The following is a 23420-nucleotide window of genomic DNA, read 5'->3' as shown; positions in this document are numbered from 1 at the left end:
AACGATACCTGAGTGAATGAAGAATAACCCACCTGAAGTTGATTTTGCAGAATTGCTGCGGGCGAACCAGAGCCGTATTTATGGGTTCATCCACTCATTAGTGCGAAATCTGGACGATACGGACGATCTGTTCCAGCAGACTTCCGTCGTGCTTTGGAACAAATTTGCCCAGTATGATCCCACCCGCAGTTTTTTTGCCTGGGCTTGTGGGATTGCCCGCTTTGAAATTAATAATTTTTTAAGAAGTCGCAGTCGGCAGAAATTGTACTTCACAGACGACCTGAACCTGCTGTTGATGCAGATGGCAGATACGTTTACTGTGGCTGAAACAGATGCACGTCAGGACGCACTGCAATTTTGCATGCAAAAACTGCGTCATGGAGATCGGGAAATCATTCAGGAATGTTACAGCGGGGCAAAAAATATTCACTCCGCTGCAGAAAAGCGTGGCCGCTCGAAACACAGTATTCACAATAGTTTACGTCGGATTCGGCGGGCCCTGATGGAATGTATTGAACGTACCCTCGCCATGCAAACACGAACCGGGGGAAACGCATGAACGAACCGTTTGATTGGAAAGATCTGATCGATTTGTATCTGGATGATTCCATCAGTCCGGAACAGTTTAATTATCTTCAGAACGTACTGGCACATGACCTTGCGGCACGTGCCTGGTTTGTGCAGTACACCCAGATGGACTGGGATCTGACCATGCATGTTCGCAGTCAGGCGATGGCAGAGCGGGCTCTGGCACATTTGCCACAGCAACGCACCCCGGTAAAGAAAACACGCTGGTTTCGGATCGGCACCATCGTCGTCTGCCTGCTACTACTCGGATTATTACTGGGCAGGCAAATTGCAATATGGCAATATCGCGATACAGATAAAGAACAAGTGGCATGGCTTGTTAACGCACAGAACTGCCAATGGCAAGGTGGGGAACCACCTGCAGGTATTTTTGTGGTGGGTACCGAATTACAACTAGAAAGTGGGCTGGCGGAGATTCACTTTAAGTCCGGTGCCAATGTGATTCTCAATGGCCCTGCCCACCTGGTATTTGGGACGGGAAATTCCGCCACCTTACATCGCGGAAAATTAAGTGCCCAGGTGCCTCCATCCGCCCACGGCTTCACGATTTTTTCTCCACAAGGAGAAGTTATTGACCTGGGTACAGAGTTCGGCATCACCGTGGATGACCAGGGTGCTACTGCGGTTTATGTCTTTGAAGGAAAAATTAAAACTGGCAAGCCAGGCGGTTATCAGGAAATTCACCAACACGTGGGAGCTCGCCTGAACGATGGCACTACTACTGTGGATGAATCGTTGCTACTCAAGGATTCGCTGGTGCGGCAAATTCGGATTCCCAGCGTTAAAAAGCCCACGACCACACGCTTTGATTTTCGCACGTCGATTGCTGATTCGTTGCAGGATCGAACGGGAAATGGCATTGGTTTGACGCACCGTTTGCCGGGTACTGGTGAAAAATTACCCCAAAAAGATCCCAACTTATTGTTGAATCCGAAAACAGGCCTGGAACTGACGACGACGAAAAGCGATATCAACCATCAGGCGGGGATGCCCACCGGTGAATATTTTGGAATCCCATTGAAGGGACTGAATTTTCAACCCAACGATAATTTTGAGATTCTGGCAGAATTTCCAGACATTCCCGCCCTCCCCCGCGTGGGTCAATTTGGACTGTACGCAGGCACCCGTAGTGATTGTGTGATAAGAGGTGGTCTGATTCGACGCTCCAACGGCGAATATACCCAGAATCTGGTGAACAACTTTGGTGGAAAAGATGAGAATTCCAACTTCATCGGAGTTTCTGCACCGGGTGATTCCACAAGGATGATTTTGCGACGGATTCATGGAAAATACAGCATGACTGTTGAAAACTTAACTACGGGCAATGCTACCACCTTAAGCATTAAGCATCCAGACTTTCTGGATAATACTACCGATTTACATGTGGGCATCTTTGGGGCAAATACCCAAAGTGATCAGCCCAAATTAGTTACCATTCGCCTGGTTCAGGTTACTGTCTGGGCAGAAACCGAATCCCAACTGGAAGGAAAATGAATAAAAACTCATTAATTGCCGCTCTCTTGTGGTGCGGAATGCTCACCCCATTGTTAGGGGTGCGTCTGGCACCCGCACAAGAGGAACCGTTCACAGAAGAAGCGATCCGTTTCTTTACGAAAGAAGTGCAGCCAATTCTGCAAAAGCATTGCTACCAGTGCCATGGCGAAAAACAAAGCAAAAGTAATTTTTCGCTGATGAAGCGCCAGGCAATTTTAAAAGGTGGAGACTACGGCAAAGGCGTCGATCTGGAAAAACCAGAAAACAGCCTGCTGCTGAATGCGATTCACTGGAAAGATGGCCTGGAAATGCCGCCTGCAGGAAAAATGAAGCCCACAGAAATTGAAACTCTCACCAAATGGGTGAAAGCTGGGCTGCCCATGGTGGATGGCAAAGTGGCTGAAGACCACAGCAAAGTTCAGGGGGGAGTCGTTACAGATGAGGCCCGCAAATACTGGGCTTTTCAGCCTGTGAAAGAACCAGCAATTCCGATGGTTTCCAAACCAGATTGGGTTAAAAACCCGATTGATGCGTTTATTCTGGCAAAACTGGATCAGAAAGGAATCGCACCAAACCAACCTGCCGAACGGTTAGCTTTGGTGCGTCGAGCTTATTATGATCTGATCGGCTTGCCACCTACGCCAGAACAGGTTGAGGCTTTTCTGGCAGATCAGTCCGAAAATTCTTTTGAAAAACTCATTGACCAGTTGTTGGATTCCCACCACTACGGCGAAAAGTGGGCCCGTCATTGGCTCGATGTGGTTCGATTTGCCGAGACCAACGGATACGAACGCGACAGTGACAAACCATTTGCCTGGCGCTATCGCGATTACGTCATTGATTCGTTTAACCAGGATGTGCCTTACAATCAGTTTATTCTTGAGCAGTTAGCAGGCGATGAATTACCAAATCGCACTGCACGTTCGATTGTTGCGACTGGCTACTACCGTTTAGGAATCTGGGATGATGAGCCTGCTGATCGGTTGTTAGCGCGCTATGACGAACTGGATGACTGGGTAGCCACCACTTCACAGGCTTTTCTCGGCCTGACGATGAATTGTGCCCGCTGTCATGAACATAAGATCGATCCGTTCCCACATGCGGACTACTACAAGCTGGTAGCGTTCTTTCAGGATATTAAACGGTACGATCATAATAAAGACCCGAGAAATGCAGGTACTTTTGCAGATATTACCCCACCTGGAGATGAACAAACGAAAGCCGAAGCTGCCCGAAAACGCCAGATTGAAATCGTGGAACTGGAAAAGAAAATTCTGCCATTGGCTGAAAAAGCAATCAAAAAGATGTCTGCTGCTGACCAACGTGCCAGTGAAGGAGCTGAGCGGCCAGCCATTATTCGAAAAGTCCCCATGTTCCTCGATCCGGAAGATCGGCGGGTGTATACTACTTTACGTCGACGGGTGGCTGAACTCGAAAAAGCACCTACCGAAGGTCAGCAGTTAGCTTTGGCTGTCAACAATAGCAATCTGAATCCCCCCACAACTCACGTGTTGTTGCGTGGCAGCCCGCAGGCTCCCGCAGATATGGTGGAACCAGGTTTTCCAGCAATTCTTGCGAACGAACTGCCGAAGATTCCGAAGCCCGTAGAAGGTGCGAAGTCCAGCGGCAGACGGCTGGTGCTGGCTAAATGGATCGCCTCAAAAGATAACGTTCTGACAGCACGAGTATTTGTCAACCGTTTGTGGCAGCACCATTTTGGTCGTGGTCTGGTGGCCAGCACCAATGATTTTGGACGATTTGGAACTGGTTGCAGTCATCCGGAATTGCTGGACTGGTTAGCAAGCGACTTCATGAAAGGCGACTGGAAAATCAAGCGGATGCACAAACTGCTGATGTTGTCCAGCACTTACCAGCAGTCTGCAGTAGCACAGGCAGCAGCATTGAAAGCTGATCCTGCGAATGAACTATTTGGCAGATTTTCCATGCGTCGCCTGACTGCAGAAGAAGTTCGAGATTCGATCCTGCATGTTAGTGGGCAGCTCAACTTACAGGCAGGTGGACCAAGTGTGTACCCGAAAATCCCACGAGAAGTCCTGGCTGGCCAATCGGTGCCAGGTGCCGGCTGGCACACTTCATCCAAAGAACAGGGTAATCGACGCAGTGTCTATGTCTTTGTCAAACGTTCGCTGCAAGTACCAATTTTGATCCAGCACGATCAGGCGGATACCGACAGTAGCTGCCCGGTGCGGTATGTCACGACAGTGCCTACTCAGGCACTTGGGATGCTCAACGGCGAATTTACTCGTGAAGCTGCGGAACAACTTGCAAACCGAATTGCTGCAAGTCATAAAACTGTGGACGAGCAAATTCAGATGATTATCCAACTGACAACATGTCGCAAACCATCCAAAGAAGAAGTTCAGAAGGATCGCAATTTCATCGAGCACCTGCAAAAAGCATTTTCGCTGAACAGCGAAGCAGCGCTGGTGCAATATTGTCTGTTGGCACTGAACACCAATGAATTTATTTACGTGGATTAATTATCAAAAACTGCCCCACGGAGAATCGATATGAAAAAGAAGCAATTTTGTGGTCGAACCAGACGTGAATTCGTCTGGGAAGCGGGTGCCGGTTTTGGTTCTGTCGCCCTGGCAGGCTTAATGGGCAACGAAGCCACCGCCAAAGAAGCGTATCAATCGCCTTTAGCAGCGAAGAAACCAATGTTTCATGCGAAAGCGAAAAGTGTAATCTTTTTGTTTATGTACGGTGGCCCCAGCCATGTGGATACCTTTGATTACAAGCCGAAACTTTACCCACTCGATGGAAAGACTATTGAAGTAAAAACCTTCGGACGTGGGGGGCACCGCAACCAGGGGCGGGTGGTTGGCCCAAAATGGAAGTTCAAACAATATGGCCAGACAGGAAAATGGGTCAGTGATCTGTTCCCACATGTTGCTACATGCGTAGATGATATTTCCTTTATCCACAGCATGTACGCAGACTCCCCCATTCATGGTTCTGCCATGCTCATGATGAACAGTGGGAGAATCCTCAGTGGTAATCCCTGTCTCGGATCGTGGGTGAATTATGGATTAGGAACGGAAAATCAGAACCTGCCCGGCTTTGTAGTCATGCTCGACAACAAAGGTGGGCCGATCAGTGGCCCAAAAAACTGGTCGAGTGGCTACATGCCTGCCACTTACCAGGGCACCGTACTGCGTGCCACTGAAAACCCCATTCTGGACCTGAAACCCTCATCCAACATCCCACCAGCCGCCCAAAGGGCGTTGCTGGATCGATTGCGGGAGAAAAATGAAGCCCACTTGCAGTCGGGACGTGCCGATAACAGCGAACTTCAAGCACGAATAGCCAGTTACGAACTAGCTTACAATATGCAGAAATCCGCTCCGGAAGTGGTCGATTTTTCGAAGGAAACGAAAGAAACGCTTGACTTATATGGCATTGATGGCAGCCGCACGGAAGATTTTGGGCGAAAATGCCTGCTTGCCCGCCGTCTCGTGGAACGTGGGGTCCGATTTGTCCAGATTTACTCTGGTGGGGCCCACAATGATGATAACTGGGATGCCCACTCCGACATGGTGGAAAATCACACGAAGCATGCCGGTAATACTGATAAGGCAATTGCTGGTCTTCTGAAAGATTTGAAGCGAACGGGTATGTTGGACAGCACACTCGTGGTATGGGGTGGGGAATTTGGCCGTCAACCCACTGCAGAATACGCCAAAGGAACTGGTAGAGACCACAATGCCTATGGCTTTACCATGTGGATGGCAGGTGGTGGGATTAAACCAGGTGTTTCTGTGGGAGAAACCGACGAACTGGGCAGTGCCGCCATCAGCGAACGCACTCATGTGAAGCAGCTTCATGCCACCATTCTCCACCAGATGGGTCTCGATCCGAACAAATTAAGCTATTTCTATGGTGGACTCGATCAAAAACTGGTCGGCGTCGAAGGTGCTGAGCCAATCAAAAAGTTAATATGAGCAAATTTTCATAATCCCCCTGCTCTCCCACTGTTTATTGAACATCAAGCCAGCCACGAATCATCAATCAATCACAATTTCCAGCTTTGCAAGACTTCTTTGCCAACCCATGCCTCAGTTCAACACGAACGGAATATAATTGATTTTGATAGTGTCTTTTTCGCCCGCATGATCCGTAAGTGAAGTAATGTCCGATAATTTCGATCAATTCAACCCACAAACTGCCGAAGAATTTTGTCAGCGGGGTGTCGCCAGAATGGAATCCCAGTCCTGGAAAGATGCCATTGATGACTTTACTGAGGCAATCAAACTGAAACCGGACGTGGCAGCCGGCTACCGCCTGCGTGCGATTGCATTTGTAGAACACGGGTCTGTCCCACGGGCGATTGCCGATCTGGATATGGCAGTCCGTCTCAAACCAGATGATGTGGATGCACTTTACGACCGAGCCCAGTTTTTTCTACGACAAAAACAATATTCCGAGGCGATTGCTGACTGCAACCGTGCGATATCGCTTGATGAGGGACGTGGAGACCTCTTTGCATTGCGTGGCCGCGTACACGAATCACGCGGTGCATGTGAATTGGCAGATCTCGATTTCAGCAAAGCTATCCAGCTTAATCCGGAAGGTGAGTTCCAATATCGCGTCTGGCGTGGTGATGTCCGGATGAAGAAGGATGATGTAATTGATGCTGTGGACGATTACACTCAGGCAATTGCCATCCGACCTGACGAAACTTACCCATGGATGCGGCGCGCGACTGCCAACTGGCTATTAGGGCAATACCAGCAAGCCTTGAACGATTTCAGCACCGGAATCGAAAAAGACCCCGAATCAGTGAAACTGCACAACGGCCGTGGGCTGGTGTATCAATCGATGAAAGATTACTCATCAGCTTTGGCCGATTTTCAGATTTCCTATCGCCTGCAACCGGAAAATGGCTCCACCCAGGAGTATCTTGCGGAATGTTATTGGCACCTCGGGCAACATGCAGAAGCGTTTCAGGCGATTGATCGAGCGATTGAAATACACGGAAATTCTGCCCACCTTTTCAATATCCGTGCAACTTTTCACTATTACATGCACGATTATGCCAAAGCAGTGCGGGACCACACTGCCGCCTTGAAGTGTGACCCGAATAGTGCTGTGACTTTCAACTATCTGGGCTGGATCTGGAGTACCGTGCCTGATCGGGTATTTCGCAACGGGCGACGTGCGGTGGAATGTGCCACACGTGCGTGCGAATTGACGGAGTTTCTTACTGCCACTTACCTGGACACACTGGCCGCAGCCAATGCAGAAATCGGTAATTTCGTAGAAGCTGAAAAATGGGCAGAGCGTGCCGTGGAATTAGCTGAAAAACCGGAAGAACGGACGTTATACAAGCAACATGCTGACCTGTTTTTTGAACGGCACCCACTACGGGTAACTCCAGAATTTCATTCCTGAATCACCATATAAAAACATTACAATATTGCAATCTTTCAATTGAGAATAATTTTAGGATTAATGAGTATTATCGATTGGATTCAACGACAGCTCCCACCGGTGCTGTTCCGGACAGAAGTTCTGTTATCCATTGGAATTGGAAGCTTTCTTTTCGCCATGATCAGCCTGTTTCTGGTGGGCTGGCTATTGGTGCGGATTCCTGCGGATTACTTTGTTTCCAAAGACACGGATAAAACCCAAACATACTCATGGCGATTCATTCTGTTGGCGATCATCAAAAATATTGCTGGTACCATTTTGATCTTGTTGGGAATCCTACTTTCGTTGCCTGGTGTACCGGGCCAGGGAATCCTTACTATTTTAATAGGGATTACATTAATGAGTTTTCGCGGGAAACGCCGCATGCAACTTTGGATTCTCCGCAGACGGGGCGTTGTCAGCACGATTAACCGTTTACGGCATCGTTCTGGAAGACAACCATTAATCCTGCCTGAACCTGCTCAATCATCCTCTGCGTCATAGAATAGTATTTTGAAGATTTCCTGGTTAGACAATGCAGACGATATTTGAAGGTCGATGTCTGGTGTTGGGTGATAACGTTGATACGGACCAGATCATCCCGGCAGAATTCCTTACATACAATCCGGCGATTCCTGAAGAATACCGCATGTTCGGCAAATTCGCCCTTTCCGGTGTGCCATCTGCACAAATGGGACTGCCAAAAGGACATACACCTTTCCATACAGCAGATGAGTACATTTCTGATTTTCAGATTATTGTCGCTGGAAAAAACTTTGGCTGCGGGTCTTCTCGCGAACACGCACCGATTGCGTTAGCCGCAGCGGGGATTTCGCTGGTGATTGCTGAGTTTTACGCACGGATTTTATACCGCAACAGTGTTAACGGTGGGTATCTGGTTCCTTGTGAATCAACCACTCGATTGATTGATCAGATTTGCACAGGCGACCAGCTTCAGGTCGATCTGGAACAAAATCTGGTGACAAATCTGACCACCAAAGATACCTGGTCTTTGCAGCCGCTTGGCGATGTGGTGCCGATTATTGAAGCGGGTGGAATTTTTGAATACGCACGCCGCGTCGGGATGTTAAAGTAATCGACCGAAGTCCTTTGCAAATGCAAACTTATCCCGAAAACCGCCTGCGACTTCTCCAGGATTCAAAGCCCGATCAGTTGCTGATCCACGAAATTTACCGCAGCATCCAGGGAGAATCTCATTACGCTGGTTGGCCGTGCGTGTTTGTGCGTACCAGTGTCTGTGGTCAACGCTGTACGTGGTGCGATACCCCCCACGCCTTTACCCAGGGTGAGTGGATTCCCATCGCAGATATTATTACGAAAGTGGCCAGTTTTCAGACCCGATTGGTGGAACTGACCGGTGGGGAACCACTTCTGCAGCACGGAACTATTGAATTAATGTCAGAATTGTGCAGACTGGATTACAAAGTATTACTGGAAACAGGTGGTGCAGAATCTCTGGAACATGTTCCACCTGGGGTTCATGTGATCATGGATTTGAAATGCCCAGATAGTGGGGAAGCCGAACGTAACTACTGGCCGAATCTGGACTTACTGAAAAAGACCGACGAAATTAAGTTTGTTATTGCCAGTGTGGAAGACTTCACCTGGACAATCAAACAAATAACAGAAAATAATCTGCATACCCGCTTTCAAGTCCTGGTAAGTGCAGTATTTGGCAAAGTTACCCTTGCAGATCTCGCCACGTGGGTGTTAGACAGCGGCTTGCCAATTCGGATGCAGTTACAGATGCATAAGTTTATCTGGGACCCCCAGGCACGTGGGGTGTGAACGCTCAAACTTCGTTAACATTCAAGCAGCAGTTTGATTTTTTCGGCTGGAGTGATGCTTTTGTGAAAAATGGCAGTACCTGCCACAAAAACTGTCGCACCCGCGTCGAAACATTGCCGAATGGAACGGGTATCGATCCCGCCATCCACTTCCAGTTCACATGTTGGATTAGAATCCGCAATTAATTTCGACAATTTTTCTAACCGTGGGATACTTTCCGGAATGAATGCCTGCCCACCAAAACCAGGCCAGACAGTCATGCATAGTGCCAGATCGAGGTGTGCTAAAAATGGTTCCAGTACGGAAACATCGGTTCCCGGATTGATGGCCATGCCCACTTTCAAGCCACGTTCGCGGATTTTTTCAATCAATGATCGTGGGTCCTGCACCACTTCCTGGTGAAAAATAATAGTATCTGAACCAGCTTTAGCAAACAACTCCAGAAATTTCTCCGGTTCTGTAACCATCAAATGAACTTCCAGAGGTTTTTGAGTGACCGGACGAAGAGCATCCACCACCAACGGCCCCATGCTGAGGTTCGGCACAAAATGGCCATCCATCACATCCACATGGATACGGCCACAGCCTGCCTGGTCTACCGCCTGCACATGATCACCAAGGTAGGCAAAATCTGCCGCAAGTATTGAAGGAGCAAGTTGTTCGACAAGAATTGGTTTCAACAGAACATCTCCAAAAACTTAGACCATGCCCCACAGTCTGCGCAAGGCCCATTCACCTACCAGAATTGCTGTGAAAATTACCAGCACTAACGGTAGGAACCATTTTTGTTGATCGCGCCGCCAGTCGGGATACGATTTGGGCTTCGGTGTTGCGACCGTGGGAGGATTCGCAATCAAAGTTTCGAGAAAATTGCTCAATCGATCGGCACGCCGCACTGCATCCAGAGCTGACCCATTGGCAGAATTTTCCAGTTTTAGCAGAAAATCAGGATTGGCAGCAGGTCGAATCAACTCGTCTGAAATATCCGGATAAACCACATAGCGGGCAGAGCCATCATCCGCAATTTTTTCACCTTTGGGATCCAGACCTTCGCCCCACGCCACCACCGTGAATTCACCAACATCTTGTACTTTTAACTGCACTTTTCCCCCACCTCGTGGGTCGGGATCTGGTTTCTGAGCTGCATCACGATTGGCATTCTCACCAGGCTTTAATATTTGGAAACGAAAATCAGGGTTTTTGATCTCATCCCCCTGTTTGTCTTTCAAACTGATGCGAATAATTTGCTGCCCACCTTGAACAATTCGTCGGTATTCTGGTCGCACCAGCAGGTTCCCTTCCAATTCGTCCTGGTGGGCCAGCCAGAGGACAGTCTGCTTCCAGAATCGTTCGTGTAGTTCCGCGGGACGTTTGCGTTGTTGCGGATCTGGGCCAGGTTGAGTCCAGTAATACGTATCTGATGCACCAAAGGCGAGTACCCGCCCATTGTTACCAATTTCCTGGCTGACCAGCAGTGGGGCACCATTCGTTGCGTTATTGGCGCGGATCAGCACCTTGCCACCTGCTTTGACCTGACCCAAATCAGAATACCCCCGCAGTTTCAGGTATTCCGTATTAAGAAGTTCCCACGAAGTGCGGTTTTTTTGCCCATCCAGTTCCAGACGAGTGATATATTCCATCCAGCCATCTTCCGTAGGATAAACAGCGGTGGTTTCAGAAATCAGTGCGGGTGCGAATGCCGGCAGAATCACAGGCAGGATTTCAGCAATGGGGGTGGATTTCCAGCCATTTGCACCGGGAATGCCTGCGGTTCCGGCGAAACTGTATGCCCCACCGGTCATCATGAATCCAAGCCCTTTTTCCAGCACCATTTCCTTCAATTCGTTCAGAATGGTGGGACGGACGGCTGTAAGCATTTCCGGTGCCACATCACCGATAATCACCACATCATAATTCTGGGATTGAATATCAAAGGCAGTATTTTCCTGTATTGTGCCTTGGGCTGTCGTTGAACGAATCGCTTCCACGTAATCGATCCGAGTGTCAGAAGCTAGCGCTCGTCGAATATGCTTTAATTCCCACCCGCTTTTGGCAATCACCAAAACCCGAACGCCTTCTTTGGTAACGGTCAAAAACGTATCGATTCGATCATTCTGGTCTGTAACCTGGTTAAGTGGCGGATCCACCAGTTCAAGGCTGACTTTCACTTCCCCAGGCTTTTCTGGTGCCTTGGTTGTGAACTCGATTTCATTATCGACCGCATTCGGCAGAGGAAATTCTTCAGTTGCTTTGATTTCTCCATCAATCAGCATGCGGACTTTGATCTTGGAGCCCTCAAACCCCTGGGCATTAATTTTACCTTTAATCTTCAACTCAGATTTAATGGGGACTGGTGAAGGATCCGGACTAATTGAAGTCAGGGCAACATCTTTTTCTTTCGATGTCGTGCTGGATTGTCCCACAGCGAAGGTGTATATTGGGCAGCCAATTCCGCGCCATCGTAATGCTTCCTGTAATGCAGGCTTTGTACCATTATCTGCACCATCGCTCAGCACAATCATCCCACGCAACAGTGGTTCTGATTGGTGCTTGATGTATAGCTGATCCAGCATTGTCGCAAAATCAGTTGCTTTGCCATTCGGTACCACCTGGGCATCATACGTGCCGGTGTTGGGGCTGAAATCCTTGTTGAAATGGTAAACGTAGACGGTTACCTGCTGATCATTTTTCAATTGATTGAATAGTTCTTCCGATTTACTGAGGGCTTGTTGAACGGTTTCCCATCGAGTCGAGTTGGGTTCGTCCTTGATGGTCATACTTTCTGAAGAATCGAGCACAACAATCAAGGTGGAGGGCAATTTGGGAATTTCAGTGATTGAGGCGGCAGGCCTTAACGCAACAAGAATTGCCACCACAAGTGCCATTAACCTTAGGGTGACCAGCATTGTGATTCGTCGAGGCGTCGATTGTCCGGAACCTCGGTAAGTCCAGATGGTGAGGCCGACCAGAATGGCAGCAACAACACCCAAGCCAATGTAGCCATACTGATCCGCTTCAGTAAAAGGTCGCCACGCGGGATTAGTTGCAATCTTCCAGACGGTGGTTGGCTCCATTATTTCCCCCCACCTTCTGCCGTTCGCTTGCGATAAAAGCGATTCGAAAGAAAGTTTTCAAATGCCAGAAACAGCAACAAAGCAATCATCAGCAGCGGGAACAGTTCAATCGGCTGGCTGACTTTGCCGCGAAGAGAATCGTCGAGGGATAATTCCCGATCTGCAGAAACCAGCGATTCCTCACCCATGATTTCGGTAATTAATCCAGACTCCAGTCTCTCCAGATTCGTTTCGTTGGGAGGAATATTAATGCTGAATCCCTCGCGAAATTTGCGATCTTCCGATTCGACTCGAAAGTGGCCCTGATAACCCGTACGATCTGGAGACAATCGAAAATAGGGATCGCTGGAAGATTTGCGAAAGACTGCCGCAGTCGTATCAACACCTGGGCCTGAAAGGTAATATGCCTGATCTGTGCCATCAGTTGGCCAGGGCAGAAGGACATTCTGGCCACCGTAAAAGTTAAAACTGCGGTCCTGCTGATCTCCCAACATCGAACTTACCGTTTCGTTCACCAGCACCAGATAAAACCAACTGGTGGCGTAGTTGTGGGGTGCATCACTGCCAATACCCATCGGGGTAGTAAACTGAATGAGTGTCCCGCGTGGGCCGATTGTTCTTTCAAGAATGGCGGGTGATCTCAAGTCAGGCATCGCCGCATCATTGTAAGTAACAATTACTCGATCAGGATTAGGTGCATTCAACTTCCAATAACCCCGTGTTGCGGGTGGTAAGTTATCAAAAAAATCTGAAGTTTCTTTCACTTTTCGAAATAGTGTCAGCATCGGACGTTGGGGGCTCATCGCTGCCCAGGCCCAGGAGATTGCTGGTTGATCCACAGCAATCTGTTCCCAGAAATCGTATCGCGCTGCCAGAACTTCCATTGCTGCATCGGTGCGGTAGTTGATCGGATTCATGGTGCTGTTACCTGGTACCAGAATCACTTGCCCACCATTATTCAGATAGCCGTTTAAGTTTCTCCAAAGCTCGTCGGTGGGGGCATCCAACGCCATTAATGTCACAAGTTCGTAACTTGCCAGATTTACGTTGCCAGTGGCAAATTCAGCCGTGGTAGCCACCTCAGCCTGGTACCAGCCCAGCGATTCCAGTGCGGTAATCCAGGCAAAGGCTTGTGCACGGCGAACGTCGCCCACGGCAAGGGAGCCTGTCAATAACTGGTGGACGGGATCATCAATCAGCACCAGAATCTTTCGGGCCTCCCGCACACGAAAGGAAATAAACCTTTCGTTATCGCTGTTGAGGGCATCTGATGTCACCAAAGAAACACCCGCTTCGTGCAGTCCAGGTGGAAGGTCGCGTGCCACGAAGGATAATGTCGTGGAACCACCCGCATCCAGAGTTATGGGCAACCGCTGCAGTTCGTTACCATCGACAACAAACTTCACAATATTATTAACTGGTTGTCCTGTCGACTGAAGCACCACATCGATAACTGCTGGTTGGTTTGTAGACAGAAGCTGCGGCTGCATATGAAAACTACTGATCTGACAATTGACTGGTTTTTCAACCCCCACATCGATCCAGAGGTGAAAAATGTCCGGTTGTTTAGCCTTGGCCTTCAAATCGAGCAGGGTTTGCTTTTGTTCGTTATCCCATGCAGATCTGGTTGTGTCGGAAAAGACTGCTAGTAAGCGGGGAAGGTTTTCTGTTTGCGAATCTGCTTTCAGTGATGTTTTACTGTAAAAGAGATAGGCTGATTCCAATGATTGGCTGATGGTCCGGCTATTTGCTGTGGTGCGTTTGATCGCACGAATCCGATCTCGGGCATCCTCGACCGTGTTGCTCCAGGTGGGCTCCACTCGATCCGCACTGTCAATCACAGCAACTTTGCTGCCTGCAGGGACATCATCCAGCAATTCAAGTGCTCGTCCACGCGCTTCGTCCAGACAGGTCCAGGGTCCGTCTGCCGGTTCTTCGAGCATTTTTAATTGGTTCTGTCGCTGTTCCGTCAGGCCAGTTCGTTCGGAAAGCACGTATCCCATGCTGGCACTGGTGTCGATGACGATAACGATTGCTGCAGGTTGACTGCCGCGTAGATTAAACCCCTTGCTGACAATTTTAGGTTGAAACAAAGAAAGACAGATTAATGCGATCAAACCGATACGCAGTAACAGCAAAAGCAAATGTCGCAATCGGATTTTTCGCTGATTGATTCGCTGTTTTTGCTTCAGGAATCGGAATGCAGGAAACAGGAGGCGTTTTGGTTCCTGCTTCATGATTAAATGGAGCAGAACTGGAACGCCAACCAACGCTGCTCCAGTTAACAAAATCGGCAATCCCGTGATGGCAAACAGCATTCAGGATCAGTCACATTACCTGGAGTTGGGAAACCTGCACCGCCAGTGTCATTCTATGCCTGGGTGCGGAATTGTTCCAATGGGCTGGGGTAACTATCTGGGTAATTACTGAAAAATGGGGCACGAACAGAGAAACAAGCAATTAGTATTCGCCGTCTGGGATACCATCGGCAATGGTGCCCAGCTTTTGCCAGGTGATCTGGGTGATCCCGTTCGAGATGAAACGAACAGAACCATCACCCATCAGCACGTTAACGCCACCCGTGTGCCGGCTGCGAGCAAAATTCCAGCGACCAGCTAATCCTCCAGCAAAACCATTTTCACATGGCAATCTTGGAGTGGTAGTCGATTTGCATGAATATACGCGGTCTGGCACGGCTGTGTTCGGAACCTGGAATGACGAAAAGCCAAAAGCGCCGTGAGGTGCTCCACCCCAGACACCACCTAATTCGCCCCATGCACCAACACCATTCGCGCGAACGACCCCTTCTGATGCTGCCAAGCAGTTCGACAGGCCGTCCGTCACACCAGAAAATGGCATGCGAGAATCAACGAAAAACATACCACCTGCATTTACATTGTTGCCAGTATCTACTTGGCTAGGAACACCGTTTGTCCAAAGAACTCCACCTGCGGAAACGCCATAATTGGCTTGAAACGCAACGGTTCCACCATTGGCACCACGTCCGGGTGCACCACCGTCCGATGGACAGGTAAAGGTGGGAGATCACGGTGTTGGAAATCACATTGTTCATCTGATGGATGTATTCTGTACCATCTGCCTGATAAAGGTTGTACAGGTTTTCCTGTTCCATGTAAGGCAAAATTTGTTGGAACCAACATTCGCGACGATGATCAAAACCTGTGGCCGTGGTTGTACTGCGACGTGAATAAGGTCCTGTTTCCGCAACCCAGCCTGATGGCAATCTTCCGTACACTCCTTCATGGTTGTGGAACGCGGTACCTAGTTGCTTCAAGTTGTTACTGCATTTCGAGCGATTGGCTGCTTCACGTACTTTTTGTACAGCAGGCAACAGCAAACCAATCAGAATTGCGATGATGGCAATCACCACCAACAATTCAATTAATGTAAATCCTTTCCGACGCTGACTCATGTAGTTTCCCCTAATTCTTCTCAGTGATCTTTACTGAATAATTCCGGACGACATAAGACTATACTGCAGACTTCGTACCAATTAGACATTTATCATCGTTTACTAATGAAAATAGACAAAAATTTGTTAAGAATTGGTTCGCAACTATCCATTAGCGACAAAAAACAGGCACGAGTGCCTATTTTTTAAGCAATTGAAGCAGCGATAAGTGACAAAAATTCCACATATACACTGCGATAACAGTGCATGTGCTTCATAAAATGTACAGTGCGGGAGGAAAATAAGCGAAAATGTGCTTTAGCTGGCAGCAGGAACGGCTCGTTCATCCATCACATTGACGCGACGGCTATTCTGATCGAACATTACAAACCCATCGGTCAGTGCAAACAGGGTGTCGTCTTTGGCTCGCTTCACGTTCTTCCCCGGGTGGAATTTAGTTCCGCATTGACGAACAATGATGCTTCCTGCAGTGACAAACTCACCACCGTAAGCCTTAATACCTCGTCGCTGTGCGTTTGAATCGCGACCGTTTTTCGAAGACCCCTGACCTTTCTTATGTGCCATTGAGCAAGCTCCCAATTAATAATTGAACAGTGTAGTATACATACAGTTGTCTGTTCGTCGACTACTTTTTACCAAATTACTTACCAGCTTTCAAATCGAACTGCTGTGCCTGGATAATGCGTCCATCAACATCATCCTGCACCAGAACAATTGCTTTCAGGTTCACCAGATCCATTGGGCGATCTGGATTAGGAAACGGCCTGCTAAAATTGGTCAGATAATCTTCCAGTTCGGTTTTAATTTCGCTGATTTTGCCAGTGAAATCACCATTGAAAGTATCGCCAGTAACGGACTTTCCTTCGACTCCACCAAGTGCTGCACGCACCACTTGATGGTGGAAGCGAAGTTGATTGCCACCGACGTACCGGATCGATTCTTCTACAACCAACACGCGGATTTTCAGTTCTTTGCTCAGTCCTTTCAACCCTTTGATGTTCACATTTACAGCAATGTCATCGCCTTTCAGGCTGGAAGTTCCGGTAATCTCTACCGTGGTGCTTTCTTCCAGAATTTCATCAATGACTTCTTTGTACTGGTTGAACTTACCTTGAGATTGGGCCATACCACCACCACCAGCCGCAGCAATTCGACCATTGAAGATCGTAGTGGGGGTACCACGCACGCCTTGTGGGAAGAGTTTGCGGTAGTATGCCCAGCGACCTTCGCTGGTGGGGTTAGTTAACGGATCAGGTCCAGGGATATGCATGTGGTACTGAATCAGAACCAGATCCTGGTGTTTGTATGCCTTTTCCAACGCATCAAAACCAACGTCTGCTGCAACGCACGGCGGGCATTGTGCACCCGTGAACAGCTCCATTACTGCTACTTTGTTGGCATCTTTTGCCTGACGACCAGCATACATTGCAGGTTTAAATGGGGGTACTTTTTCCTTGTACTCATCATCCAGTTTCTTTTCAATGGCCACTAGTTTATCTGTAGTCTTGGCAGCATCCGCTTTTTTACCGGCTGCAGTTTGTGCTTTCGCCAATGACTTGTACAGACGAGCCTGAACATTCAGATCGTCTTTGTCTGTCAGTTCTGCTGCAGCCGTAGTTAATAATCCCAGCGCAGCTTCTTCGTAGCCTTTCATCCCCACCACTTTTTCAGCAATGGTGGCCTGGTATCGTTTTGAAAATACGGAACCATACGATTTCGCATCAGCCAAAAGCAAGTTCATCCAACTGGTAACATCCTGGATCGAAGCTTTGCTGGTAGGCGCCAACGTCAGCAATTCGTCTGCTGCGATGGCAGCGTACGGAGAATCAGCATGTTTTGCAATCGTTTCGGTGAGGAATTTGCTTCCTTCGCTTTTTTGCTTTTGTTGAGCATCTGCAAGATCTTTGGTAGCTTTCTCTTTTTCTTCTTCTGTGGTTGCAGTGCGTTGTGCCTGCAGTGCACGTACAACATCTGAGGCGAGCTTTCGGTACTCTGCATATTCCTTGGGTGGTTCTGGCGGTGTGACACGAGCTTCCACTTTATCTGACATCGTGGCTTTTAAGAAACCTTTGAAAGACAAGCGGTCATCTCCGAAGAACCCTTTCACTTCATTGGGGCTTTTCGGATTTACTATGCCATCAAAGCGAATTGTCAGACCTTGACCTTTGAGCACGATCGAAATGTCTTGATCTTTCACGGTGAAGCTATCGAATGTCGCTGGAAAGCCCACACGGGAATCCACTACTTCTGCGGTTGTTTTGCCATCTTTGGTGGTAGTTTTGATCACGCAAACTGCGTTCAGATTCAATGGGCTGGCACCATAAGAAAGTTGCCAATTCCCATCAGGTAATGTTGCATCTGCGGCTGAAAGGCAACTTGCCCCAATTACCGCGATGAAGGTCGCATAAATACGACTTCTCATGAAGATTCTCCCAGTTGAGGTAAACACTAGTGACGAAGTAAGGATTATTTGCTAACTGACGTTTTCCAAGACTCACCGATTCAATTTCAGCAAAAACAACCACTTCCATGGGCTTGGCTGCAAATCAAACCTAACAAATGAGTAAAATATAATACTTGGATGCGCAGAGTGAAATTTTGCTCTAATTTTTGTTTTTGTGCAAACGAACTGTTGACAGCGCGCTTGATATGATATTATGTTCATTGTGTACATAATTTTACTTAATTGGAGTGGCAAAATCGATTTTATTGCTGTAAACCGGACAAAAAGAATCTCTTGCCTAAGTTAAAACCAATGCAAAATTGCTTTCAATTGACCAAAGTGGTGAAGATGTACCGATTCATTCCGTTCAGCTTATTTCTGTGGGGGCTTGCTTTACCCATTTCGTTTGGACAGGATAAACAGGCCGATTCCCGCCTTCTGCGATTCCCCACGATCCACCAGGATACGGTGGTTTTCATGCAGGCTGGTAACCTGTATTCGGTGTCTGCCAATGGTGGTGTCGCAAGACAACTGACCAGTCATGAAGGGTACGAAATGTTCCCTCGGTTTTCCCCAGATGGCAAGTGGCTTGCGTTCACTGGACAATACGATGGTAACACCGAAGTGTATGTAATGCCCGCTGAAGGGGGCACGCCAAAACGCCTGACATTCTCTGCCACATTGGGACGAGATGATATCGCCGACCGGATGGGCCCAAATAACATCGTTATCGGTTGGAAAAACAATAGTAAGGAGATCGTGTTTCGATCTCGCATGACCTCGTTCAACGATTTCATTGGCCAGTTGTACACGGTTAGTCTGGAAGGAGGCCTGCCAAAGCAACTCCCACTGCCACGTGGGGGATTCGCCAGTTTCTCGGCAGACGATACCAAGATGGTTTACAACCGCGTCTTTCGCGAATTCCGCACATGGAAACGCTATCGCGGCGGGATGGCAGATGAAGTCTGGCTGCACGATTTCAAAGCAAAAACGACAGTGCAATTAACGGATCATCCTGCCCAGGACATCATTCCGATGTGGCACGAGCAAAAGGTTTACTTCATTTCGGATCGCGAAGAAAAAAACAAACGCTTTAACCTATACAGTTACGATTTAAGCACCAAACAAACTAAACAACTGACTCAGTTCCAGGAATTTGATATCAAATTCCCTTCCTTGGGAGCTGGGGGAATTGTTTTTGAAAATGGCGGCTGGATCTACAAGTTCGATCTGAAAACAGAACAAGCTACAAAGATTTCGATTCGCATTATCAACGATGGTGGGCTGGCGCGTGGCGGATTGCTGGATGTTTCCGGTGAAGTCAACAGTTTTGAGATTTCTCCCGATGGTAAGCGTGCGTTGTTCTCTGCCCACGGTGAGCTATTTACGGTGCCAAGTGGCCCTGGTCGCACGCGGGCACTTTCACAGACTTCCGGCGTCCACGAACGGAACCCGAAATGGTCCCCGGATGGAAAAACAATCGCCTACATTTCTGATGCTTCAGGTGAAGATGAGATTTATCTGGTGCCCCATGATGGGTCCTCAACGCCCACCCAACTGACCACAAATGCAGACACTTACAAGTACGAACTTTATTGGTCGCCCGATGGCACCAAGGTAGCCTGGTCGGATAAAAAACTTCGCCTGCAATATGTGGATGTGAAGACAAAGCAGGTCACCGTGGTGCACCAGGCCAAGGCGTGGGAAATCCGCGACTACACATGGTCTCCCGATTCTAAATGGATTGCCTTTGCCCAGGAAGAAGAGAAAACCATGTCCAAGGTTTATCTGTATGCACTGGACACCAAAAAGCTGATTGAAGCCACCGATGGCTGGTTCGCTTCAAGTAATCCCTGTTTCAGTCGCGATGGAAAATTCCTGTTTTTCAGTTCTGCCCGCGATTTCAACCCGATTTATAGTGCCACTGAATGGAACCACGCTTATGCAGACATGGAAAAAATCTATGTGATTCCATTGGCAAAAGCCACGCCTAATCCTTTGAAGCCACTGACGGATGAAGAGCGTGCTGTAGAAGCAAAACCTGATACTCCTGTTACCGTCGTGGTAGATGAAAATGGTTTGCAGCAACGCACATTGGTGTTGCCGGTGGCATCTGCCAATTACAGTAATCTGCAGTTCGCTGGGGATATGCTCTTTTACAATCGTGGTGGATTGAAGGCACCCGGTGGCTTTTTTGCATTCGATATGAAGAGCCGCAAAGAACTTTCTCTCGGCAAATCTGCGGGGTACGAGATTTCTGCCGATGGCAAAAAGATGCTGGTTTCCCGCGATGGTAAGTATGGCATTATTGACCTTCCGAAGGGGAATATCGAGTTTTCCCCACTCTCCCTTACTGGGATGAAGGTCAAGATCAATCGACTGGACGAGTGGAAGCAGATTTACCACGAGTGCTGGCGGCAGATGCGTGACTTTTTCTATGATCCCGGGATGCACGGTGTAGATTGGCTGGCAGTCAGGAAAAAGTATGAAGTGATGTTGCCATATATCCAGCACCGCAACGATTTAACCTACTTAATTGGTGAAATGATCAGCGAACTGAACGTGGGCCATGCCTACGTTGGTGGTGGTCAGGTGCCCACTGTAGAACGAATCAAGATGGGTCTTCTGGGTGCACAATTATCCCAGGATAAATCGGGCTACTACAAGATTGACAAAATTATGCCGGGTGCTGCGTGGGATAAAAAGTTGCGGTCCCCACTCGCAGAACCAGGTGTGGATATTTCTGCAGGCCAATACATTGTTCAGGTCAACGGTACACCCACCAACGAAGTAAGCAATATCTACGAATTGCTGATCAATACTGCGGAGACACCCGTAACTCTGCACATCAACGATACTCCGGTGATCAAAGGTGCACGCACCGTTGTGGTGACACCAATTGCCGATGAGGCAGCACTCTATTACCACGAGTGGGTGCAGGGTAACATCAAGAAAGTAAATGAAGCATCGAAGGGCGAAATCGGCTACATTCATGTGCCTGACATGCTGGCAAATGGTTTGAATGAGTTCATGAAGCACTATTACCCACAGTTGGGCAAAAAAGCCCTGCTCATCGACATGCGTGGTAATGGCGGTGGCAACGTTTCGCCAATGCTGATTGAGAGGCTTCGTCGCCAGATTGCCATGGTGGGCATGTCTCGAAATACAGTCCCACAGATTAATCCTGAAGGCACCTTTTATGGTCCGATGGCTTGTTTGCTGAATGAATTCAGCCGCTTCCGATGGTGATTTATTCCCATACCGCTTCAAACACCACAAACTGGGGACACTCATTGGTAAGCGATCCTGGGGCGGTGTTGTTGGGATCCGAGGGACGTTACCATTGATTGATGGTGGCACATTAAACCGACCAGAATTCAGCCGTGTCGATGTGGCTGGCAAAGAATGGATTATTGAAGGTTACGGCGTTGATCCTGATATCGTGCAGGATAACGATCCAGCAAAAGAATTTTCAGGCACCGATGAGCAACTTCTGAAGGGTGTGGAAGTACTTCTTGAAAAACTAAAGACCGAACGCAAAGACCTGCCGAAGTTGCCTCCATTCCCCAAACGATAAATTTTCTCTTGCACTTGCCCATGCCCCTTGTTGTAACATTTGAAGGAAAAGCGCATGAAACCTCTCCATTCTGCACTGCTGTTACTTCTTTTATCCTTTGGTGTAGTTGCCCAGGAGCCTGCACGTCCCAACGTTCTGGTTTTTCTGGTAGATGACTTAGGCCAGCGCGACCTTGGGTGCTACGGCAGCACATTTTACGAAACGCCCAACATCGACCGCCTGGCAAAAAGCGGCATGCTCTTTTCAGATGCTTACGCGGCATGCCCTGTATGTTCTCCCACAAGAGCCAGTTTGATGACTGGTTTGTGGCCCCAGCGCACCGGGATTACCGATTATATCAATTCAGGTGGTGGAAATCAGCCGAAGCAATGGAATCGCAACACTGTTCTGTTGCCTGCACCCTATAACGATCGCTTGTCCTTAGATAGCCCTACGTTAGCAAAGGTGCTGAAGCGAACTGGTTACGCCACATTTTTTGCGGGCAAATGGCATCTGGGGCCAGAAGGATTTTGGCCAGAAAATCAGGGATTCGATGTGAATCAAGGTGGTGTTGATCGTGGTGGACCATACGGCGGGAAGAAATACTTTTCCCCGTATGGAAACCCAAGATTGACTGATGGCCCGGAAGGAGAACATCTGCCGGACCGTCTGGCAACAGAAACGAACAAATTTATTGAGCAACACGCGAAAAAACCGTTCTTCGCCTATTTATCCTTTTATTCTGTTCATACACCGTTGATGGCCCGCGATGATTTGCGGCAGAAGTATGAACTGAAAAGAAAACAGATGCAGCTCCAGCCAAGGTGGGGACGGGACCAGTTTCGCGATGTGCGACTGGTGCAGGAACACGCGATATATGCCGCGATGGTAGAAGCAATGGATGCAGCTGTGGGGAAAGTGCTGACAAAACTGGAAGAATTGAAACTCACAGACAATACTTTGATTCTGTTTACAAGTGATAATGGTGGATTATCGACCAGTGAAGGTTGGCCTACCTCCAATGTACCGTGGCGTGCTGGGAAAGGCTGGTTGTATGAAGGTGGCATTCGTGAACCACTGATTATCAGTTGGCCTGGCAAGATACAGAAAAAATCGACATCGGCATTTCCGGTCAGTAGCCCCGATGTGATGCCTACCATTCTTGAAGCTACGGGTGCCAAGCCACTGGAAAAACAGGTATTGGATGGTGTCAGTCTCTTGCCACTGTTTTCTGGAAAAGAATTGACCAGTCGACCAATCTTTTGGCATTACCCCCACTACGGCAACCAGGGTGGAGCGCCTGGAGCAGCCATTCGACAGGATCAGTGGAAATTGATCGAGTGGTTCGAAGATCGACGCACTGAATTGTACGATTTGCAGAATGATCCCAGTGAAACGATCAATCTGGCTAACAAGCATCCTGATATTGCAGCGGATCTGCAGAAGAAATTACATCAGTGGCAGTTACAGGTTGATGCCAAATTGCCCACAATCAATCCGAAGTACGATTTGGCGAAACAGAATGGACGGATTGCATATCGAAAATGATGGTTCTATTGTTGTGGCTGGCTAGAAATTACGGTTATCAGG

At 48.4% G+C, this 23420-nt stretch carries 17 protein-coding genes and 2 pseudogenes; 11 read left to right on the top strand and 8 right to left on the bottom strand.

The annotated features are described in order from the left end of the window. The first annotated feature begins 16 nt into the window (after window positions 1-16). The 8 genes from R3B84_05285 to R3B84_05250 all read left to right on the top strand — a co-directional run bounded on the left by R3B84_05285 (window position 17) and on the right by R3B84_05250 (window position 9324). Window positions 17-559, top strand: coding sequence for a sigma-70 family RNA polymerase sigma factor (locus R3B84_05285; GenBank protein MEZ6139966.1), 543 nt, complete (start codon window positions 17-19; stop codon window positions 557-559). Beyond that, window positions 556-2082, top strand: a complete 1527-nt coding sequence (locus tag R3B84_05280; GenBank protein ID MEZ6139965.1) for a FecR domain-containing protein — start codon at window positions 556-558, stop codon at window positions 2080-2082. The genes R3B84_05285 and R3B84_05280 overlap by 4 nt, the downstream gene beginning before the upstream one ends. After that, window positions 2079-4583: a PSD1 and planctomycete cytochrome C domain-containing protein gene (locus R3B84_05275; protein ID MEZ6139964.1), complete on the top strand. Its 2505-nt coding sequence runs from the start codon at window positions 2079-2081 to the stop codon at window positions 4581-4583. The genes R3B84_05280 and R3B84_05275 overlap by 4 nt, the downstream gene beginning before the upstream one ends. A gap of 30 nt (window positions 4584-4613) precedes the next feature. After that, window positions 4614-6047, top strand: coding sequence for a DUF1501 domain-containing protein (locus tag R3B84_05270; GenBank protein ID MEZ6139963.1), 1434 nt, complete (start codon window positions 4614-4616; stop codon window positions 6045-6047). A 187-nt stretch (window positions 6048-6234) separates the two neighbouring features. After that, complete coding sequence (locus R3B84_05265) at window positions 6235-7497, top strand: tetratricopeptide repeat protein (protein MEZ6139962.1); 1263 nt, start codon at window positions 6235-6237, stop codon at window positions 7495-7497. A gap of 60 nt (window positions 7498-7557) precedes the next feature. Continuing rightward, window positions 7558-8019 (top strand): hypothetical protein, encoded by a 462-nt coding sequence (locus R3B84_05260; protein MEZ6139961.1) that lies wholly within the window; start codon window positions 7558-7560, stop codon window positions 8017-8019. 31 nt (window positions 8020-8050) lie between these two features. Beyond that, window positions 8051-8611: a 3-isopropylmalate dehydratase gene (locus R3B84_05255; protein MEZ6139960.1), complete on the top strand. Its 561-nt coding sequence runs from the start codon at window positions 8051-8053 to the stop codon at window positions 8609-8611. A 20-nt stretch (window positions 8612-8631) separates the two neighbouring features. Then, window positions 8632-9324, top strand: coding sequence for a radical SAM protein (locus R3B84_05250; GenBank protein ID MEZ6139959.1), 693 nt, complete (start codon window positions 8632-8634; stop codon window positions 9322-9324). A 14-nt stretch (window positions 9325-9338) separates the two neighbouring features. Here R3B84_05250 and rpe read toward each other — a convergent pair whose 3' ends face one another. The 8 genes and pseudogenes from rpe to R3B84_05210 form a co-directional block, all read right to left on the bottom strand. After that, on the bottom strand, window positions 9339-10004 hold the full coding sequence (gene rpe / locus R3B84_05245; GenBank protein ID MEZ6139958.1) for a ribulose-phosphate 3-epimerase: 666 nt from the start codon (window positions 10002-10004) through the stop codon (window positions 9339-9341). Window positions 10005-10022: 18 nt separating this feature from the next. Then, a complete protein-coding gene (locus R3B84_05240; protein ID MEZ6139957.1) occupies window positions 10023-12398 on the bottom strand; it encodes a glutamine amidotransferase in 2376 nt (791 codons plus the stop codon). Then, window positions 12398-14716: a BatA domain-containing protein gene (locus R3B84_05235; protein MEZ6139956.1), complete on the bottom strand. Its 2319-nt coding sequence runs from the start codon at window positions 14714-14716 to the stop codon at window positions 12398-12400. The genes R3B84_05240 and R3B84_05235 overlap by 1 nt, the downstream gene beginning before the upstream one ends. Window positions 14717-14858: 142 nt before the next feature. Beyond that, the gene (locus R3B84_05230; protein ID MEZ6139955.1) at window positions 14859-14966 is read right to left on the bottom strand and encodes a hypothetical protein; all 108 of its coding nucleotides are present in this window, start codon (window positions 14964-14966) and stop codon (window positions 14859-14861) included. A gap of 18 nt (window positions 14967-14984) precedes the next feature. Beyond that, window positions 14985-15380: pseudogene (locus tag R3B84_05225) on the bottom strand (DUF1559 domain-containing protein). Window positions 15381-15492: 112 nt separating this feature from the next. Then, window positions 15493-15831: pseudogene (locus R3B84_05220) on the bottom strand (DUF1559 domain-containing protein). 297 nt (window positions 15832-16128) lie between these two features. Further along, window positions 16129-16395 carry a 50S ribosomal protein L27 gene (rpmA, locus tag R3B84_05215; GenBank protein MEZ6139954.1) on the bottom strand — a complete coding sequence of 89 codons (267 nt, stop codon included), beginning with the start codon at window positions 16393-16395 and terminating at the stop codon, window positions 16129-16131. A 76-nt stretch (window positions 16396-16471) separates the two neighbouring features. Continuing rightward, window positions 16472-18253 carry a hypothetical protein gene (locus tag R3B84_05210; protein ID MEZ6139953.1) on the bottom strand — a complete coding sequence of 594 codons (1782 nt, stop codon included), beginning with the start codon at window positions 18251-18253 and terminating at the stop codon, window positions 16472-16474. 369 nt (window positions 18254-18622) lie between these two features. Between R3B84_05210 and R3B84_05205 the strand changes: the two genes are divergently transcribed. From R3B84_05205 to R3B84_05195, 3 genes are read left to right on the top strand one after another with little or no spacing between them, the layout of a single operon-like run. Then, on the top strand, window positions 18623-21523 hold the full coding sequence (locus R3B84_05205) for a PDZ domain-containing protein (protein ID MEZ6139952.1): 2901 nt from the start codon (window positions 18623-18625) through the stop codon (window positions 21521-21523). Then, window positions 21498-21851 (top strand): S41 family peptidase, encoded by a 354-nt coding sequence (locus R3B84_05200; protein ID MEZ6139951.1) that lies wholly within the window; start codon window positions 21498-21500, stop codon window positions 21849-21851. Before R3B84_05205 ends, R3B84_05200 begins: the two co-directional genes overlap by 26 nt. Window positions 21852-21905: 54 nt before the next feature. After that, complete coding sequence (locus tag R3B84_05195; protein ID MEZ6139950.1) at window positions 21906-23378, top strand: sulfatase; 1473 nt, start codon at window positions 21906-21908, stop codon at window positions 23376-23378. Window positions 23379-23420 lie beyond the last annotated feature (42 nt).

This window comes from Zavarzinella sp. (genome assembly GCA_041399155.1).
Taxonomy (GTDB): Bacteria; Planctomycetota; Planctomycetia; order Gemmatales; family Gemmataceae; genus JAWKTI01.
Note: the sequence above shows the minus strand (reverse complement) of the source record. Positions and strands in the feature narration are given on the sequence as shown.

What these genes read in the sequence shown, in the direction of transcription:
- R3B84_05285 (MEZ6139966.1), top strand. Translation starts at nt 17, where the DNA reads ATGAAGAATAACCCACCTGAAGTTGATTTTGCAGAATTGCTGCGGGCG.
- R3B84_05280 (MEZ6139965.1), top strand. Translation starts at nt 556, where the DNA reads ATGAACGAACCGTTTGATTGGAAAGATCTGATCGATTTGTATCTGGAT.
- R3B84_05275 (MEZ6139964.1), top strand. Translation starts at nt 2,079, where the DNA reads ATGAATAAAAACTCATTAATTGCCGCTCTCTTGTGGTGCGGAATGCTC.
- R3B84_05270 (MEZ6139963.1), top strand. Translation starts at nt 4,614, where the DNA reads ATGAAAAAGAAGCAATTTTGTGGTCGAACCAGACGTGAATTCGTCTGG.
- R3B84_05265 (MEZ6139962.1), top strand. Translation starts at nt 6,235, where the DNA reads ATGTCCGATAATTTCGATCAATTCAACCCACAAACTGCCGAAGAATTT.
- R3B84_05260 (MEZ6139961.1), top strand. Translation starts at nt 7,558, where the DNA reads ATGAGTATTATCGATTGGATTCAACGACAGCTCCCACCGGTGCTGTTC.
- R3B84_05255 (MEZ6139960.1), top strand. Translation starts at nt 8,051, where the DNA reads ATGCAGACGATATTTGAAGGTCGATGTCTGGTGTTGGGTGATAACGTT.
- R3B84_05250 (MEZ6139959.1), top strand. Translation starts at nt 8,632, where the DNA reads ATGCAAACTTATCCCGAAAACCGCCTGCGACTTCTCCAGGATTCAAAG.
- R3B84_05240 (MEZ6139957.1), bottom strand. Translation starts at nt 12,398, where the DNA reads ATGGAGCCAACCACCGTCTGGAAGATTGCAACTAATCCCGCGTGGCGA.
- R3B84_05235 (MEZ6139956.1), bottom strand. Translation starts at nt 14,716, where the DNA reads ATGCTGTTTGCCATCACGGGATTGCCGATTTTGTTAACTGGAGCAGCG.
- rpmA (MEZ6139954.1), bottom strand. Translation starts at nt 16,395, where the DNA reads ATGGCACATAAGAAAGGTCAGGGGTCTTCGAAAAACGGTCGCGATTCA.
- R3B84_05210 (MEZ6139953.1), bottom strand. Translation starts at nt 18,253, where the DNA reads ATGAGAAGTCGTATTTATGCGACCTTCATCGCGGTAATTGGGGCAAGT.
- R3B84_05205 (MEZ6139952.1), top strand. Translation starts at nt 18,623, where the DNA reads ATGTACCGATTCATTCCGTTCAGCTTATTTCTGTGGGGGCTTGCTTTA.
- R3B84_05200 (MEZ6139951.1), top strand. Translation starts at nt 21,498, where the DNA reads ATGAATTCAGCCGCTTCCGATGGTGATTTATTCCCATACCGCTTCAAA.
- R3B84_05195 (MEZ6139950.1), top strand. Translation starts at nt 21,906, where the DNA reads ATGAAACCTCTCCATTCTGCACTGCTGTTACTTCTTTTATCCTTTGGT.